This window comes from Pedobacter sp., from assembly GCF_037719805.1.
Lineage (GTDB): Bacteria > Bacteroidota > Bacteroidia > Sphingobacteriales > Sphingobacteriaceae > Pedobacter.
Genome location: NZ_JBBJLZ010000005.1, coordinates 311,522 through 326,810, shown reverse-complemented (window position 1 = coordinate 326,810; position 15,289 = coordinate 311,522). Strand labels below are relative to the sequence as shown.

At 41.4% G+C, this 15,289-nt stretch carries 14 protein-coding genes; 7 read left to right on the top strand and 7 right to left on the bottom strand.

Annotated elements, in window-relative coordinates:
* Positions 1-21 precede the first annotated feature (21 nt).
* Genes WKF66_RS17890 through carA form a run of 3 tightly spaced genes read right to left on the bottom strand, consistent with a single transcriptional unit; the run spans position 22 to position 3,063 of the window.
* Complete coding sequence (locus tag WKF66_RS17890) at positions 22-1,113, bottom strand: ABC transporter permease (protein ID WP_489675854.1); 1,092 nt, start codon at positions 1,111-1,113, stop codon at positions 22-24.
* Between the two features lie 9 nt (positions 1,114-1,122).
* A complete protein-coding gene (locus tag WKF66_RS17885) occupies positions 1,123-1,893 on the bottom strand; it encodes an ABC transporter ATP-binding protein (RefSeq protein WP_489675853.1) in 771 nt (256 codons plus the stop codon).
* Between the two features lie 57 nt (positions 1,894-1,950).
* Positions 1,951-3,063: a glutamine-hydrolyzing carbamoyl-phosphate synthase small subunit gene (carA, locus tag WKF66_RS17880; RefSeq protein WP_489675852.1), complete on the bottom strand. Its 1,113-nt coding sequence runs from the start codon at positions 3,061-3,063 to the stop codon at positions 1,951-1,953.
* 293 nt (positions 3,064-3,356) lie between these two features.
* On the opposite strand from carA, the gene panB reads away from it, so the two are divergent.
* Positions 3,357-4,172, top strand: coding sequence for a 3-methyl-2-oxobutanoate hydroxymethyltransferase (panB, locus tag WKF66_RS17875; protein ID WP_489675851.1), 816 nt, complete (start codon positions 3,357-3,359; stop codon positions 4,170-4,172).
* A complete protein-coding gene (locus tag WKF66_RS17870; protein WP_489675850.1) occupies positions 4,172-4,858 on the top strand; it encodes an RluA family pseudouridine synthase in 687 nt (228 codons plus the stop codon). The genes panB and WKF66_RS17870 overlap by 1 nt, the downstream gene beginning before the upstream one ends.
* 1 nt (position 4,859) lies before the next feature.
* Here WKF66_RS17870 and WKF66_RS17865 read toward each other — a convergent pair whose 3' ends face one another.
* The 3 genes from WKF66_RS17865 to WKF66_RS17855 all read right to left on the bottom strand — a co-directional run bounded on the left by WKF66_RS17865 (position 4,860) and on the right by WKF66_RS17855 (position 8,448).
* Complete coding sequence (locus tag WKF66_RS17865; protein WP_489675849.1) at positions 4,860-5,345, bottom strand: hypothetical protein; 486 nt, start codon at positions 5,343-5,345, stop codon at positions 4,860-4,862.
* Between the two features lie 264 nt (positions 5,346-5,609).
* Positions 5,610-6,344 carry a ThuA domain-containing protein gene (locus WKF66_RS17860; protein ID WP_489675848.1) on the bottom strand — a complete coding sequence of 245 codons (735 nt, stop codon included), beginning with the start codon at positions 6,342-6,344 and terminating at the stop codon, positions 5,610-5,612.
* A gap of 49 nt (positions 6,345-6,393) precedes the next feature.
* The gene (locus WKF66_RS17855) at positions 6,394-8,448 is read right to left on the bottom strand and encodes a TonB-dependent receptor (protein ID WP_489675847.1); all 2,055 of its coding nucleotides are present in this window, start codon (positions 8,446-8,448) and stop codon (positions 6,394-6,396) included.
* Between the two features lie 196 nt (positions 8,449-8,644).
* Between WKF66_RS17855 and WKF66_RS17850 the strand changes: the two genes are divergently transcribed.
* Positions 8,645-10,864 carry an NADP-dependent isocitrate dehydrogenase gene (locus WKF66_RS17850; RefSeq protein ID WP_489675846.1) on the top strand — a complete coding sequence of 740 codons (2,220 nt, stop codon included), beginning with the start codon at positions 8,645-8,647 and terminating at the stop codon, positions 10,862-10,864.
* 139 nt (positions 10,865-11,003) lie between these two features.
* Positions 11,004-11,429: a hypothetical protein gene (locus WKF66_RS17845; protein ID WP_489675845.1), complete on the top strand. Its 426-nt coding sequence runs from the start codon at positions 11,004-11,006 to the stop codon at positions 11,427-11,429.
* A 13-nt stretch (positions 11,430-11,442) separates the two neighbouring features.
* On the opposite strand, the gene WKF66_RS17840 is transcribed toward WKF66_RS17845, so the two are convergent.
* A complete protein-coding gene (locus WKF66_RS17840; protein ID WP_489675844.1) occupies positions 11,443-13,254 on the bottom strand; it encodes a DNA polymerase III subunit gamma/tau in 1,812 nt (603 codons plus the stop codon).
* Between the two features lie 89 nt (positions 13,255-13,343).
* Between WKF66_RS17840 and WKF66_RS17835 the strand changes: the two genes are divergently transcribed.
* From WKF66_RS17835 to rpsR, 3 genes are all read left to right on the top strand, one after another.
* Positions 13,344-14,567 carry a hypothetical protein gene (locus WKF66_RS17835; protein WP_489675843.1) on the top strand — a complete coding sequence of 408 codons (1,224 nt, stop codon included), beginning with the start codon at positions 13,344-13,346 and terminating at the stop codon, positions 14,565-14,567.
* A gap of 90 nt (positions 14,568-14,657) precedes the next feature.
* Positions 14,658-15,017, top strand: a complete 360-nt coding sequence (gene rpsF / locus WKF66_RS17830; RefSeq protein ID WP_489675842.1) for a 30S ribosomal protein S6 — start codon at positions 14,658-14,660, stop codon at positions 15,015-15,017.
* Positions 15,017-15,280 carry a 30S ribosomal protein S18 gene (rpsR, locus tag WKF66_RS17825; protein WP_489675841.1) on the top strand — a complete coding sequence of 88 codons (264 nt, stop codon included), beginning with the start codon at positions 15,017-15,019 and terminating at the stop codon, positions 15,278-15,280. Before rpsF ends, rpsR begins: the two co-directional genes overlap by 1 nt.
* Positions 15,281-15,289: the final 9 nt, after the last annotated feature.

Below are 15,289 nucleotides of genomic sequence, written 5' to 3'. Positions count from 1 at the left end.
TAATAAATTTTAAAAAGGGGACTATTCCCACTTAAAAACTTTTACCGCTATAGCATATATCCCTATGCCCCAAATAATCAGGATCATTACCTGAAATTTAACGTCCCATAAACCTGCTCCTTCAAAAGCCACCTTTCGCATGGCGTCATTAAGGTAAGTGAGGGGTAGAGCCCGACTAATTGGCTGTAGCCAGGTAGGAAAGTTGTCAATGGAAAAAAAGGTACCCGATAGCAAAAACTGAGGTAACGTTATAATGTTTGAGATAGGTGGGATGGTGCTTTCACTCTTCGCCATTCCGGAGACCACGAATCCGAATCCCATGAATACCACCAGGCCAATGAAGGCAAGAACAAGCATATTCAAAACGGTTACCACTCCATGTATTAACGTGAACTTAAAGAAGAAATGTCCGACAACAATAATGAAGATTGCTCCTAGAAGCGCAAATCCGATTCTTGCTATACCCTCACCAAAGACAATACTTGATTTCTTTACTGGCGTGGCAAAGAACCGCTTAATCACCAGATTCTGACGCAAACTAAAAAATACAAAGGCCGTCCCGAACACTCCGGTACTTAACAAAGAGAATCCAAGTTGACCTGGTAAAATAAAATCGATCGTTCTATAGGTTCGCCCTTTTAAAGTACTTTCTCTTAAAGCCGCAATAGAAGGAGTAACTCCCTTAGCGTTCAGGCTGTAAAGTTCGTTGTTCAACACTGATTTCAGGATGTTCCCCTTATCCATGGAAGCCGAGGTATACTGCACATTGACAAGATAAGCAGGTGTGCCAGCCGCATTTTTTTGTACGTCTATTACGGCAGCATAGTTGCCCTTTTCCAAAGCTTCTCTTATTTCCGCAGCATCTTTACCCGTAATCAGGTGGATGACGCTTGTCTTCCTTAGCGCTTTGATCACAGGATTTTGCAGATCAGATGTGGACGAAACTGCAAGGTCTACCTTTATACCTCCACCACCAAGAAAGCCAAAAACCAGGATAAATATCAGTGGAAATGCTAGGGTAAATACAACAGCCGAGGGGCTGCGCATGATGGAACGGAAACTTGCTTTAGCAAGTGCCAGCGTCGCGTTTATATTACTATAAGGCTTGGTCATTATTCTTGTTTAATTATCTGCTCTCCACTCTTTGCCAGTCATGTGGATAAAAACATCCTCCAGATTGGCTTTCTTCACTTCTTTCTTACGCTCAAATCCACTGTTCACGAGGTTGTCAATCAAAGCGTCTGGGGTATCCAAAACTATAATCTCACCACGCTCCACAAAGGCCACCCGGTCACAAAGTTGCTCTGCTTCATCCATGTAGTGCGTAGTAAGGACTACCGTAGTGCCTGCTGCTCTGATCTCAATGATCAGGTCCCACAGATTACGGCGCGCCTGAGGATCCAAACCTGTGGTAGGCTCATCTAGAAATATAATTTTAGGAGAATTGATGAGCGTAGTAGCGATGGAGAAGCGCTGCTTTTGCCCGCCCGACAGCGCCTTATACTTTGCTTTCGCTTTATCCTGTAGGTTTACCTTTGCCAACATTTCCATCGGTGAGATCTTCACATCGTATAAGCCGGAGAAAAGTTCTAACAATTCGACCAGGTTCAAATTAGGATAATATCCAGCGGCCTGCAATTGCACACCAATGATCCTTTTAATCTTATTGGCATCATGGTCAACCGAAAAGCCATTAACAGTGATTTCACCAGAGGTCTTCTCTCTCAGTGTTTCAATGATTTCCAGCGTCGTTGTTTTACCAGCGCCATTTGGACCAAGTAAACCAAAGATCTCATTCTCATAAACATCGAAAGTGATGCCCTTAACGGCTGTAAAATCACCATACTTCTTTACAAGGTTTTTGACGCTGATGATCGCCTCTTTTCTCTCCATGATTTGAATGTGATTAGGTTTAAACAAAAAGAAGTAACCTAAGTTACTTCTTTTTAATTACCAGGCTAGGTCGCCCTTTATTACGTCGATGAAGTCATCAAACAGATATCTTGAGTCGTGCGGACCAGGAGAAGACTCCGGGTGATACTGCACTGAAAAAGCTTTTTTACCTTTAACACGGATCCCTTCTATAGATTGGTCGTTCAGGTTAAGGTGAGTGATCTCAACTTTATCAGAGTTTATTACCTCGTCTTGCACCACGCCGAAGCCATGGTTTTGTGAAGTAACTTCGCAATGATTCTTGATAATGTTTTTTACCGGGTGGTTTAAGCCTCTATGGCCATTAAACATTTTCATAGTTCCTATTCCATTTGCTTCAGCCAGAAGTTGGTGACCTAAACAGATGCCAAACATTGGTTTATCAGCAGCTAAAACTTCTTTAACGGTGTCAATCGCATAAGGCATAGCCGACGGATCACCCGGGCCGTTAGATATGAAGTAACCGTCAGCACCCCAATCATTCATCTCTTCAAAAGTGGTTTTAGCAGGGAATACTTTAACGTAAATATCTCTGTTATCGAAGTTCCTTAAGATGTTCTTCTTGATACCAAGGTCAAGGGCAGCAATCTTGTATTTTGCTTCCGGAGAGCCGTAATAATAGGCTTCTTTAGTAGATACCTGAGATGACAGTTCTAAGCCATCCATTGAAGGTACTTCTGATAGCTTTGCTTTCAGTTCATCTAGATCAGTAATTTCAGAGGAGATAATACCGTTCATAGCGCCCTTATTTCTGATGTGACGAACTAAAGAACGGGTGTCTATGTCAGAGATACCTACAATGTTTTCATTCTGAAAGTAGTCCTGAATCGATTCAGAAGCTTCCTTGCGACTGAATCCAATATTATAATTTTTACAAACCAACCCTGCAATTTTAATGCTTTCAGACTCGGTTTCATCAGTATGGATGCCATAATTACCGATGTGTGCATTTGTGGTAACCATGATCTGACCGAAATAGGAAGGATCCGTAAAGATCTCCTGATAACCGGTCATCCCAGTATTAAAACAAATTTCACCGGTCGTTGTACCGATCTTTCCAGCAGCTTTGCCATAATATACCGTGCCATCGGCAAGTAACAAGATCGCAGGTAACTTTGTGTAGTTAGTCATGGAAGTTGGGATAAAAGAAAATAATTGTTAAGAAAAAAGAGAGAAATGGGTATGGATATGCGACGTGGATGCCGCCGATGTTGTTAACAAATATGCTGTTAAATAACCCCTTCATTTCGGAGTACAAAGATACACGTTCTAAAGATCAAAACAAATGCTTTTTTAACTATTAAAGCCCGGATGAACTGGTAACCAGATCAAGCTTCAATACGTCGTGATTATTGCAAAATTAATAGCCAATGGCTGAATATCGAATTGTAACTACTAAGTTTGCTCACACAAAACGAAATGCCATGTCTGTTAATAAAGAAGTAAAACGCATAACAACCCATATTCTTCAGGAGATGAAGCATAAAGGGGAAAAGATCGCTATGCTTACCGCCTATGATTTTTCAATGGCCAGCGTGCTTGACGATGCAGGTTTGGATGTGTTACTTGTTGGGGATTCTGCCTCAAATGTCATGGCAGGACATGAAACCACTTTACCTATCACTCTTGACCAGATGATCTATCATGCTCAGGGAGTAGTAAGAGGTGCGACAAGAGCATTCGTTGTAGTTGATCTACCTTTCGGTTCCTATCAGGGCAATTCTAAGGAGGCTTTAAATTCTGCAATCCGGATCATGAAAGAATCCGGTGCACATGGCGTTAAGTTGGAAGGAGGAACTGAAATCGCAGAATCGGTTTCCAGAATCATCACTGCGGGTATACCAGTCATGGGGCACCTTGGCCTTACTCCCCAATCAATTTATAAATTTGGCACCTATACAGTAAGAGCAAAGGACGAAGCGGAAGCGGAAAAATTAAAATTAGATGCATTGGCTCTTCAAGAGTTGGGGTGTTTCAGTGTGGTATTGGAAAAAATTCCCGCCAAGCTTGCAAAAGAGGTCTCCGCTAGCCTGAATATTCCGACAATTGGCATTGGAGCTGGTCCAGACTGCGATGGTCAGGTGCTTGTCGTTAATGATATGATCGGTTTAACCAAAGGATTTAAACCACGCTTCTTACGTCAGTATCTTAACTTATACGACGGGATTCTTGGTGCCGCAAAATCTTATATTAACGATGTAAAAGGTAAAGATTTTCCTAACGAGAAAGAACAATACTAATGCCTGTAACCGATAAAGACGTCCTTTACGAAGACAATCACCTGATCGCAATCAACAAGAAGGCGGGTGATATTGTACAGGTGGATGAGACGGGTGATGAGCCTCTTGACGAACAAGTAAAGAAGTATCTTGCAATTAAATATAATAAGCCTAATAGCGCCTTTTTAGGGGTGGTACATCGATTAGACCGTCCTGTTAGTGGGGTTATACTTTTTGCAAAAACAAGTAAGGCTTTAGAGCGCATGAATGCGATCTTTAAAAACAGAGAAGTTAAAAAGACGTATTGGGCGGTGGTAAGAAACAAACCCGAAAACATATCTGGAACCCTTGTACACTGGTTGGTCAAAAACCCTCAGAAGAATGTAGTTACACCGCACAAAGCAGAAGTAGAAGGAAGTCAGCGTGCTGAGTTAAGTTACCGTTTGATAACCGAGCTAGGTGGGTATTATCTTATAGAGGTGGATCCGCTTACTGGTAGATCTCACCAGATCAGGGTTCAGTTGTCAACACTCGGAACTCCAATAGTAGGCGATAATAAATACGGCTATCCTCGAGGCTCGCGGAAGGGCAGCATATGCTTACATGCCCGGAGATTACAATTTATTCATCCCGTAAAGAAAGAACCCGTCAACATTTTCGCAAAATTGCCTGTCGACGGATTCTGGGAGAGGTTTGAAAACTGTTAGTCTATTTACAGTCTGCCGCGTCAAATACTAAACCTCCATTAAACTTTAAGGAAGCCCTGTTCTTATAAACGGTTTTAGTTCCTTTCGTTTCCACATCGCCGAATCCTTCGTAAAGCTTTCCATCTTTTTTCAGGAAGACTAGCTCCCGAATAGACCGTGCACCTTCTGAATAAAAGTCATATTCAGCAATAATTGTATCGCCTTTGATTTCGCCGGCTATGGTTCCTTTGTTGCTGTCCTTTTCGTATAACTTGTAATTAAGATCACCAGTAATTTCTTCGCCGGCAACCTTTAAAGTTAACGAAGCGGTATCTCTGTTTTTTATGTAAGTGTAGCACCCGTCACTGAAAGCCTGCGCTGTTTGAACACTATTGGTATCAACTGCAGCGGCGACTGAACTGTCCGTTGTTTCAGAAGTTTTTTCCTCACTATTACAGGCAGCCAGAAGCGACGATGCCGCTAGTAATGTTAAGACTAATTTTCTCATGATTTTAGTGGTTTTTAATTTTAAATGTCAACTAAATCAGGCAATTGCCCGGCCAAATAATGGGTTGTTTTTTATCGGTTCTTAGCTGGTTTAAAAGAGGGTTTCAGGTGGCTCAATGGTAGCACGGAAATAACAGGGAGGTAACAGGGAATTCAAAGGGAGTTTGTCCCTGTTAAGTCCCTGTTACCTCCCTGTTACGTCCCTGTTAGGTCCTTGTAATTTGCGACCCTATTAGGGGCCTATAATGAGCGAAATAAAACTAAATTACAAAGTCATTTTGGCACCTAAGGCATACTTGATCCCGCCTAGTAAATGTGACAGAAACAAAGGGTCTGAGTAAGATTCTTCCACGTGCCCAAGTTCCGTGTAAAAGGAACGACCACCATCAAATTCATGGTACCATGCCATTGGGTGTTTGTCTTTATTAATGCCACCTTTGTAACTGGTCTCATCAATAGTGATCAATACCTTTATGTCAGGATTTATTTCCTTAAAATTATACCATTCATCTTTACGTTTCCAAACTTCAGGAAGGTGTTTAGTAGCGATAGTTTTTCTGTCAACCACATTCAATGTTGCCATCTGCTGTTCCGGATGACTAACAAAATAGGCGCCAACCAGTTTGCCATACCATGGCCATCCATACTCTGTGTCAGTAGCGGAATGCACACCTACAAATCCCTTACCTGAATTGATGAACTGCTCAAAAGTCTTTTGTTGTTCATCATTCAATGCGTCACCTGTTGTATTCATAAAGATAACTGCGCCATACTTTTCTAAATTTTGAGTTGTAAATAAGGCAGAGTTCGTGGTTGTGTCTACTTCAAACTTGTTTTCAGTGCCCAGCTTTTGAATCGCGGCAACTCCGACAGCTATGGAAGAATGTTTAAAGCCCGCAGTTTTCGAAAATACAAGTACCCTTTTTTTCTGTGCGGAAACAGTGTTAGTTAAGAGGAATAAGGCTAATATAAGTAAGCCGAAAAGATTTCTATTGTTCATGTTCATGTGTTTATAGAGAATAAATATAGGAGAAATCCTTTATAATGGATTATATTTTTACAGCAATTCCGCCGTAAAAGCTTCTCGTTGCTGCTGCATTAAAGTATCGGTTTCCAACAGCGTTTAAATCGTTACCTAAACTATATTTCTGATTTAGAATATTATCTGCACCCCCATATACTTCAAAGGGAATCTTGCCAATCATAAGCTGTTTTATGCCAACTTTGCCTTGTATGAGGTGGTATTTTCGTGCATAAGCCGTGTTTGCGTCGTTTAATGGAATACTACTGGTATAGTTGTGCTGAACAAATAAGTACACGCCTTTCGGTAATTGAACATCCGCACTGCTCACCACTACTGCCTTCGGAACACCTATTAATTCATTTCCTGAGAAGTCTGTATTGGTTGCGATATAATCAACAAATTTAAAGCGACTCAGTGTATAAGCATTTCTGATTTGAACAGCTCTTATTAAACCAGAAGTTTTGTAAGAGAGTAGCCAGTACGAGAGGGAGGTTTCTAATCCCCACTGTTTAGTGCCGCCGGCATTAACAAAGAATTCTGCCATGTTTTCGTCTACACGCCTTACAATAGCACTTTTAAGATTATAATAGAATCCGGTTGCATCAAGGAATAATTTCTTCTGCAGTACCTGTAGTCGGAAACCGGTTTCATAGTTCCATCCAAACTCAGGCTCCAGGGTAAGATTAATTACATTGTTTGATGGCCTCACCTCACTTGTTGTTGGTGCCGAGTAGCCTTTGCTGATAGATCCTCTTAATGTTAGATCTGAAGTTGCAAGGTAGGAGAGGGCGAATCTAGGTAAGATCTGATTATCAAAGGTTCTGGTGCTTTCTGGTATCGGTGTAGGTTGTAAAGTTTCATAATCGTACTTATTTAGATTTGCGCTGGCAGAGAGTTCCACAAGAAGCTTGTCGAGTACATCGAAACTAAGTTGGGCGAAGGCGAAACTTGACTTTGCTGTTAAGTCGTCAATTGCCTGGACTGCTCCCGGAACACCAAAATTATTGTCGTAGTTTTCAAAGTCTGTGCCTGTTCGTGTACTTTCCACACCCACATTAAGTTTGATATTGGATGACTTTACTTTCGTGTTGTATTCAAAGTACGACCTGAGACCAAGTGTCTTTTCATCGCGCTTTTCATAATTGGTTATGAATGGGTTTTCAAAATCCGTATGTGTTGCGTATATAGAGATGACATGTTTAAAGTGATTGCTGATGTCCCATGTGTTGGAGATGCCCCCGTATAACGTTTTGCTATATATTCCCGCGTTTTGCTCAATAGCACTTTTGGTAAAAGCAGTTGCCAGTCTTGATAGCCGGGGGTTTTCCTGGAATTGTGCGGCCGTTAAACCACCCGGGGTATTGTAACTCAGATCTGAAAAGAATAGGAGTGCTTTCACATTTGCATTCTTAGTGTAATTCAGCTTCTGAAGCAATTGAAAATATTTGCGGTCCATATTGCTGTGCTCCCGATACCCATCACTTCGCTGGTAAGCCTGGGTTAGACTGATCGAGTATTTGTTGAACTGCTGGGCGATATTTGCATTTTCATGAAAGGATCCGAAGGCTCCACCCTCAAGCCTCAAGCTCGCCTGCGTGGTATCTGTAGGATATTGTGGATTCACTAAAATCACGCCACCTGAGTTTGCACCATAGATACTTCCGTGCGGACCTTTCAGGATCTGAAGTTGTCCGGCTGCGGCAATGTCTAAGGAATTTAAATAGGTATTTCCACCTGCATCAGTTAAAGGAAAATCATCAAAGTAAATCTTCACATTGCGGACGCCGAATGGAGATCTTAACAAACTTCCCCGGATAGATAGGCGGTAGCTACCGGGCGAACGTTCTTCCATGCGAACCCCGGCGACCGTATTTACTGAAGCCACTAGCGAGCTTGACAATTGTCTGTCCAGCACCGTCTGGTCAATTAAACCTATACTCCCTGTTGCACGCATCAGCGGCTGTTCACTGAAATAAGGTTTGATCACTACTTCTTTGAGACGTTTCGTAGTATCGGCTTTATTTTGGGCTAAAAGTTGAACGCTCGCTAGCGTTAGGGCAAATAGTAAGCGTTTTTTCATGTTTTTTAAGGATGCTTATTAATAGTTAACATCCATGCCCTACAGTACATTTTGCATTATCAATTGTTTGGATCAGTATAAGGTTTCTGACACTTTAATACCTAGATTTATCTATCTTTAGGCTTTTAACGAAAGTATGTTTTTTGATAAACAATCTGCTTTCATATTTCATTTACATAATCATATTTATATTAATATGTCGAACAAAGCAACAATTATCTATACCAAAACAGACGAAGCGCCGATGCTGGCAACCTACTCGCTTTTACCAATTGTACAAGCTTTTACTGCCTCTGCAGGAATTAACGTAGAGACTAGGGATATCTCATTAGCCGGAAGAATTTTATCGAATTTTCCTGAGTATCTGCAAGATGACCAAAAAGTTGAAGACGCATTGGCAGAGCTAGGCCAATTGGCAACAACGCCAGAAGCAAACATCATTAAGTTACCGAATATATCGGCTTCTATTCCGCAGTTGGCAGACGCAATAGCGGAACTGCAGGCACAGGGTTTTGCAATCCCGAATTATCCGGACAATGCACAAACGGACGAGGAAAAAGCGATTAAAGCGAAGTATGCAAGGGTTTTAGGGTCCGCTGTAAACCCGGTATTACGTGAAGGTAATTCTGACCGAAGAGCGCCTAAGGCAGTAAAAAACTATGCTAAAGCAAATCCGCATTCGATGGGTGCCTGGTCTTCGGAATCTAAGACCAAGGTGCTAAGCATGAATGAGGGTGACTTTTACGGATCTGAGAAATCGGTTACTGTTTCAGATGCAACACAATTTAAGATTGAATTCGCTGCTGCTGATGGTACAGTTACTGAGCCAAAGGGCTTATCTCCATTGAAAGCTGGTGAAGTAATTGATAGTTCGACATTAAGTCTATCGGCATTGAAATCTTTCGTCGAGCTAGCGATAACAGAAGCAAAAGAAGCTGGCGTATTGTTATCAGCTCATTTAAAGGCAACGATGATGAAGGTTTCTGATCCTATCATTTTTGGAGCGATCGTAGAAGTTTATTTTGCGGACGTATTTCACAAATACGCTGATTTGTTTAAAGAGATCAATGTAGATACCAGAAATGGTTTAGGAGATGTTTATGCGAAGATTGCTGGAAACGCAAAAGAAGCAGAAGTGAAAGCTGATATTGAAGCAGCAATCGCGAATGGGCCGGCTATTGCAATGGTCAACTCCGACAAAGGTATTACCAACCTTCATGTTCCTTCTGATGTCATTGTTGACGCTTCAATGCCAGCAATGATTCGTACATCTGGCCAGATGTGGAATAAAGATAACAAACAACAAGATACAATTGCCCTTATCCCTGACCGTTCATATGCAGGTGTATATACCGCAACAATTGACGATTGCAAAGCCAACGGCGCCTTCAATGTAACCACCATGGGCTCAGTTCCTAACGTTGGTTTGATGGCGCAAAAAGCAGAAGAATATGGTTCGCACGATAAGACATTTCAAGCAACAGCGAACGGAAGTATTCGGGTAACTGATGCAGAAGGAACTGTCTTTTTCAACCAGAAAGTAGAGAAGGGAGATATCTTCAGGATGTGTCAGACTAAAGACGCTCCAATACAGGACTGGGTAAAATTAGCGGTGAACAGGGCTCGATTATCGGCAACTCCGGCAGTGTTCTGGCTGGATGAAAATAGAGCACATGATAGGCAGATCATTGAAAAAGTAAAGAAATATTTAGCGGAGCATGATACTGCTGGCTTAGATATTCGCATCCTGTCGCCTGTAGAGGCAACAAAATTTACATTAGAAAGAATCCGCAAAGGCGAAGACACGATCTCTGTAACGGGTAACGTTTTGCGTGATTATTTGACCGATCTATTCCCAATTCTGGAACTAGGAACGTCTGCCAAGATGTTGTCTATCGTACCGTTGATGAATGGAGGCGGTCTATTTGAAACAGGAGCAGGTGGTTCTGCACCAAAGCATATAGAGCAGTTTCTTCAGGAAGGCTATCTGCGTTGGGATTCGCTAGGAGAATTCCTTGCATTAGCGGTTTCCTTGGAGCACTTGGGTCAGACTCAAAACAACGCTAAAGCGCTAGTGCTTGCAGAAACTTTGGATCTAGCTACGGAGAAATTCTTAGCTAATGATAAATCGCCGGCACGTAAGGTTGGTCAGATTGACAATAGGGGATCACACTTCTACCTGGCGCTATATTGGGCTGAAGGTTTAGCAGAACAAAATAAAGACGCAGAGCTAAAAGCAAGGTTTACTCCGTTGGCTAAGGCTTTGTCCGATAATGAGTCACAAATTGTTAAAGAGCTTATTGACGCACAAGGTAAGCCGGAAAACATTGGTGGGTATTACCATCCCAATGATGATCTGGCCTTTAGCGCAATGCGTCCAAGCGCGACATTGAATAATGCATTAGCAAGTCTATAAAAGACATCTTACCTCATTTAAACGCCCTTTTGCAGCTTGCAGAAGGGCGTTTTTGTTGGGACAAAATGCTTGGCCCTTTCCATTAATTTAAAAACAAATAAAGATCAGTCAGCGTTATACTGTCATAAAATAAATGATCATGGAAATCAACGAAGATAACAACAGAGACATTACAGGTTCATCTGATAAATTGCACAATTCAGATTTGGGCGAGACGAAAGATTTTAACAACTTAACTTTTAATGAAGAGAAGAACACTTTTGAAGTTGACGTTAAAGGTGAAGACAAGGAATATGATCATCCATTTCCTTACGAAACTCCCTCTGCCAATGGCGCTGACTTCAATTCAGACTATGACGAAGCCAATCCTTATATAGGTGATGAGTATGCGTCTAAGGAAAGTGTTGCTGAAGGAGGGCTGGACGATTTAGGAATGCATATCGATAACGGAGAAAGTATTGAGCTTGATCCGGAGGATGAATTGCTGGCACGTACTCCAGAGGATGAGCGGACTGATTTAGATGAAGAAGGATATCCAATTAACGATAGTCCTGTGCAGCCTTAAACTTCAATAATAATTAACTGCTAATATCCAGATTAAACCTTCTTCTCATTTCTTCGAGTTTAGGGTTTTTTTCCAACAAATACTGGTACTTTTCGGTACTCGTATATAATCTATTAACTGCGATACGCTCCACTTGCCTGGTTTTGATACTGATATTGAAATTCCTAAGCTTGGGGCGTATTGTGTTTAATAAATCTATCATTTCGTCTTGAATAAGACTTTCTTGCAGCTTATGTTCAATATGGACAATGATGACATCCTGATCTTCAAGTTTTGGGTCGGCGCTTGTAAGTAATGTATAAACATTAATCTTTCCTTCCTCCTTTGCTTTTGTGGCATATTGATTCCAGCATTCGATGAGTTGTTCCTGACTGAACGATTCCTTCGCATCACCTGTAATATATTTTGGCTCTTTATCTTCATTACCTGTCGCGATCCTCTCCAAATCCGTTAACGATGGTATTAAGCTTGCAAACTTTTGATTGCTGCGGGTGCTAGTTAAAGCAATTTTCCCTGATGGTACAGCAATCGGTAGCGCTTGTGCTGGAGCCTCTGCTTTAGTAATTGGAGCTAAGACTGGCTCTTCTTTATCGATCACAGGAGCTTCCGCAGCCTTGGGTTCGGCAGTATCAGCCAATTCACGCTGGGGACTAGAGACTAGATTAGTTTTTTTTTTAATCTGATCTTCGTCAGTTAAGGTATTGCCTTTCGGTAGTTGCGCCAGCTGAAGCACTGATGGGATGTGGCACATCTTTATGAGCGACAGCTCGACTTGCAGGCGTTGATTCTTACTGTTTTTATAGTTTAGATCACATTGGTTAGCCAGGTTCAAGGCGGTAAGAATGAAAGATACTGCTGTTTGCTGACTTTGCTGGAGATACTTTTGTTTGATATTCTCACTTACTTCAAGTAACCTGGTGGTCTGAGGATCTTTTGCTACCAGCAGATTTCTCAGATGACTTGACAGTCCGTTTATGAAATTATTTCCATCAAATCCGTTGTTCAGGATCTCATCAAAAAGAATAAGCGCCTGACTAACATTAGCACTTGTCAGGTATTCAGTTAGCTTGAAATAGTAATCGTAATCTAAGATGTTCAGATTGTCAATGACAGACTTATAAGTAACGTTCTTGTTTGTGTAGCTAACAATTTGATCGAACATTGACAGGGCATCTCTCAGGCCACCGTCTGCTTTTTGAGCGATGATATGCAGTCCGTCAGCTTCAGTCGCAATATTTTCACGTCCAGCAATCTTTAACAGTAAAGCTGAAATGTCGTCGACCTGAATTCTGTTAAAATCGAATATCTGGCATCTTGAAAGTATTGTAGGAAGGATCTTATGCTTTTCTGTGGTTGCGAGAATGAAAATCGCATAAGAAGGTGGTTCTTCGAGTGTCTTTAAAAACGCATTAAATGCGTTCGCAGACAACATGTGAACCTCATCAATGATATATATCTTATACTTACCTGCCTGGGGCGGAATTCTTACTTGTTCTATCAGGCTTCTGATATCGTCTACAGAATTGTTTGAGGCAGCATCAAGTTCGTGAAAATTGAACGAGTGACCAGTTTGAAAAGAGACGCAAGAGTCGCAAGTGCCGCATGCTTCTTGCTCTGCCGTGAGGTTAGTGCAGTTAATTGTTTTGGCCAGAATACGTGCGCAGGTCGTTTTACCCACACCTCTTGGGCCACAAAAAAGAAAAGCTTGAGCGAGTTGATTGTTTTTGATGGCGTTTTTCAACGTACCTGTAATGTGCTGCTGGCCTACAACGGTTTCAAACGTTGATGGACGGTACTTACGGGCTGAAACTATAAAGTTTTCCATTCGGGAACGAAATTAGAAATTTTTTATAGATGGATAAGGGTTTGTTGGGAAATAAAACTATTTTCGAGACACCAAACAAACAAATCTTTATGAAACGCTCAATCACAGGCTTATTGCTAGCCCTTCCTATGCTCTGCATGGGGCAATCAAACTATCAAAAAGGCTATATTGTAAATCTTGCGATGGATACCTTGAAGGGTTACATAGACTACAAGCCGAAAGTCAATACTGTACCATCCATTAGCTTCCGAACAGAACCGAACTCCCAGGCCCAAGCCTTTACTCCAAATAGTGTAAAAGGGTATGGCATCAATGGGGCAGCGTCTTTCGAATCTTTCCTGGTTCGCATTAGCAATGGCACAACAAAAACGGAAGGTTTGAAGGTAGGTATTGATACCTCCTCCAGACGAGCTTTTGTGTTTTTAAAAGTCTTGCAACGTGGTCCCAATATTACAATGTATTCGTTTACGGACGAGATTAAGGAACGGTTCTATATTAAGGGGAACGCGAGTACAACTCCTTATGAACTGATACGAACGCGTTTTTTGGAGGCAAACAATAGCAGCAAAGTCGTAGGTGCAGACAGATATAAAGGGCAGCTGTTGTTTGAAATGAGAAGTTACAATGCTGGCACTGAATTTTTTGAGGGCGACTTTGATGATTTAGCCTATTCGGAAACAGAAATGACCAAAGTTGCTGCCATTATTAACAGAATGCAGGTTCGTGTGGCCAAAAAGGGTTTCCGATTCTTTGTCGGAGCTGGAGTAGGTGGTACCGGTATAAAGTACACGGGACAGAATCCTCTAGCCAATGCGGAAGCTGTTGCCACAACTTCCTATTCTCCATCTTTTAATGTTGGTATAGATATGGCTGCGAAAACCTTAGCTGAAAGACTGATTTATAGAGCAGAGTTGTCTTTGTTTATGGGGAAAGACACCAAGGTTACTTATGGTCAGTATATTCATTCCTTTGATCACACCACGCTTTATCTAAGTCCCAAACTTTTGTACAACGTATATAATACCACGATGCTAAAAGTTTATGGCGGTTTAGGAGCGGGAGTCAGCTACAGCAGTTACAACAATGTTAGATCTGGCAAGACAGTTCCTGTCGCAATGAGCCCGGACGAGTTTGATGAAACGTTAGTTGAACTGAAGTCAACAGGATTTTCTTATAATCTAAATGTGGGAATTGCAATTAAAAAGATTGAGCTTACGGTGATGTATACACCACATTACAAAGTTAGCGACTATGCTGGGTTTAACGTGTTAATGGGAATTATGCATGCCGGAATTAAATATCGTTTCGACTGATAGTCAAACCTTTTGAATATTTAAATATAATTCTTAGATTTGCAGCCCCGTAATAAAGTTGCGGGATTAAATTATAAACATATTATAACAATGAATCAGTACGAAACTGTTATCGTTCTAACCCCGTTGTTGTCAGAAGAGATTGCTAAAGAGGCATTAGCCAAATTCAGCAAGATCCTTACTGACAGCGGAGCCGAAATTGTTCAAGAGGACAATTGGGGTTTGAGAAAATTAGCGTATCCGATTGAAAAGAAAGCAAGCGGATTTTTTCACCTTACAGAATATAGATCTTCTGGAGAAGTGATTAGTAAATTGGAATTGGAGCTTAAGCGTGATGAGCGCGTATTGCGTTTCCTTACCATTAGACTTGACCGTCATGCGGTTGCGTACAATGAGAAAAAACGTAGTGGAGCTTTTAACAAAAAACCTAAACAGGAGGCTGCAGTATAATGGCAAAAGATCAGATACAATATGTTACCGCTCCAAAAGTGGACGATAACAGGAAGAAATATTGCCGTTTTAAGAAAAATGGTATTAAATACATTGATTACAAAGACGCAAACTTTTTGTTAAAATTCATCAATGATCAAGGTAAATTATTACCACGCCGTTTAACCGGTACTTCATTGAAATTCCAACGTAAAGTGGCTCAGGCGGTAAAACGTTCACGTCACATTGGTTTGTTACCGTTCGTTGCTGACCAATTAAAATAGGAACTGAGA

Coding starts and splice junctions, on each gene's coding strand:
- WKF66_RS17890 (WP_489675854.1), bottom strand. CDS start 1,113: ATGACCAAGCCTTATAGTAATATAAACGCGACGCTGGCACTTGCTAAA.
- WKF66_RS17885 (WP_489675853.1), bottom strand. CDS start 1,893: ATGGAGAGAAAAGAGGCGATCATCAGCGTCAAAAACCTTGTAAAGAAG.
- carA (WP_489675852.1), bottom strand. CDS start 3,063: ATGACTAACTACACAAAGTTACCTGCGATCTTGTTACTTGCCGATGGC.
- panB (WP_489675851.1), top strand. CDS start 3,357: ATGTCTGTTAATAAAGAAGTAAAACGCATAACAACCCATATTCTTCAG.
- WKF66_RS17870 (WP_489675850.1), top strand. CDS start 4,172: ATGCCTGTAACCGATAAAGACGTCCTTTACGAAGACAATCACCTGATC.
- WKF66_RS17865 (WP_489675849.1), bottom strand. CDS start 5,345: ATGAGAAAATTAGTCTTAACATTACTAGCGGCATCGTCGCTTCTGGCT.
- WKF66_RS17860 (WP_489675848.1), bottom strand. CDS start 6,344: ATGAACAATAGAAATCTTTTCGGCTTACTTATATTAGCCTTATTCCTC.
- WKF66_RS17855 (WP_489675847.1), bottom strand. CDS start 8,448: ATGAAAAAACGCTTACTATTTGCCCTAACGCTAGCGAGCGTTCAACTT.
- WKF66_RS17850 (WP_489675846.1), top strand. CDS start 8,645: ATGTCGAACAAAGCAACAATTATCTATACCAAAACAGACGAAGCGCCG.
- WKF66_RS17845 (WP_489675845.1), top strand. CDS start 11,004: ATGGAAATCAACGAAGATAACAACAGAGACATTACAGGTTCATCTGAT.
- WKF66_RS17840 (WP_489675844.1), bottom strand. CDS start 13,254: ATGGAAAACTTTATAGTTTCAGCCCGTAAGTACCGTCCATCAACGTTT.
- WKF66_RS17835 (WP_489675843.1), top strand. CDS start 13,344: ATGAAACGCTCAATCACAGGCTTATTGCTAGCCCTTCCTATGCTCTGC.
- rpsF (WP_489675842.1), top strand. CDS start 14,658: ATGAATCAGTACGAAACTGTTATCGTTCTAACCCCGTTGTTGTCAGAA.
- rpsR (WP_489675841.1), top strand. CDS start 15,017: ATGGCAAAAGATCAGATACAATATGTTACCGCTCCAAAAGTGGACGAT.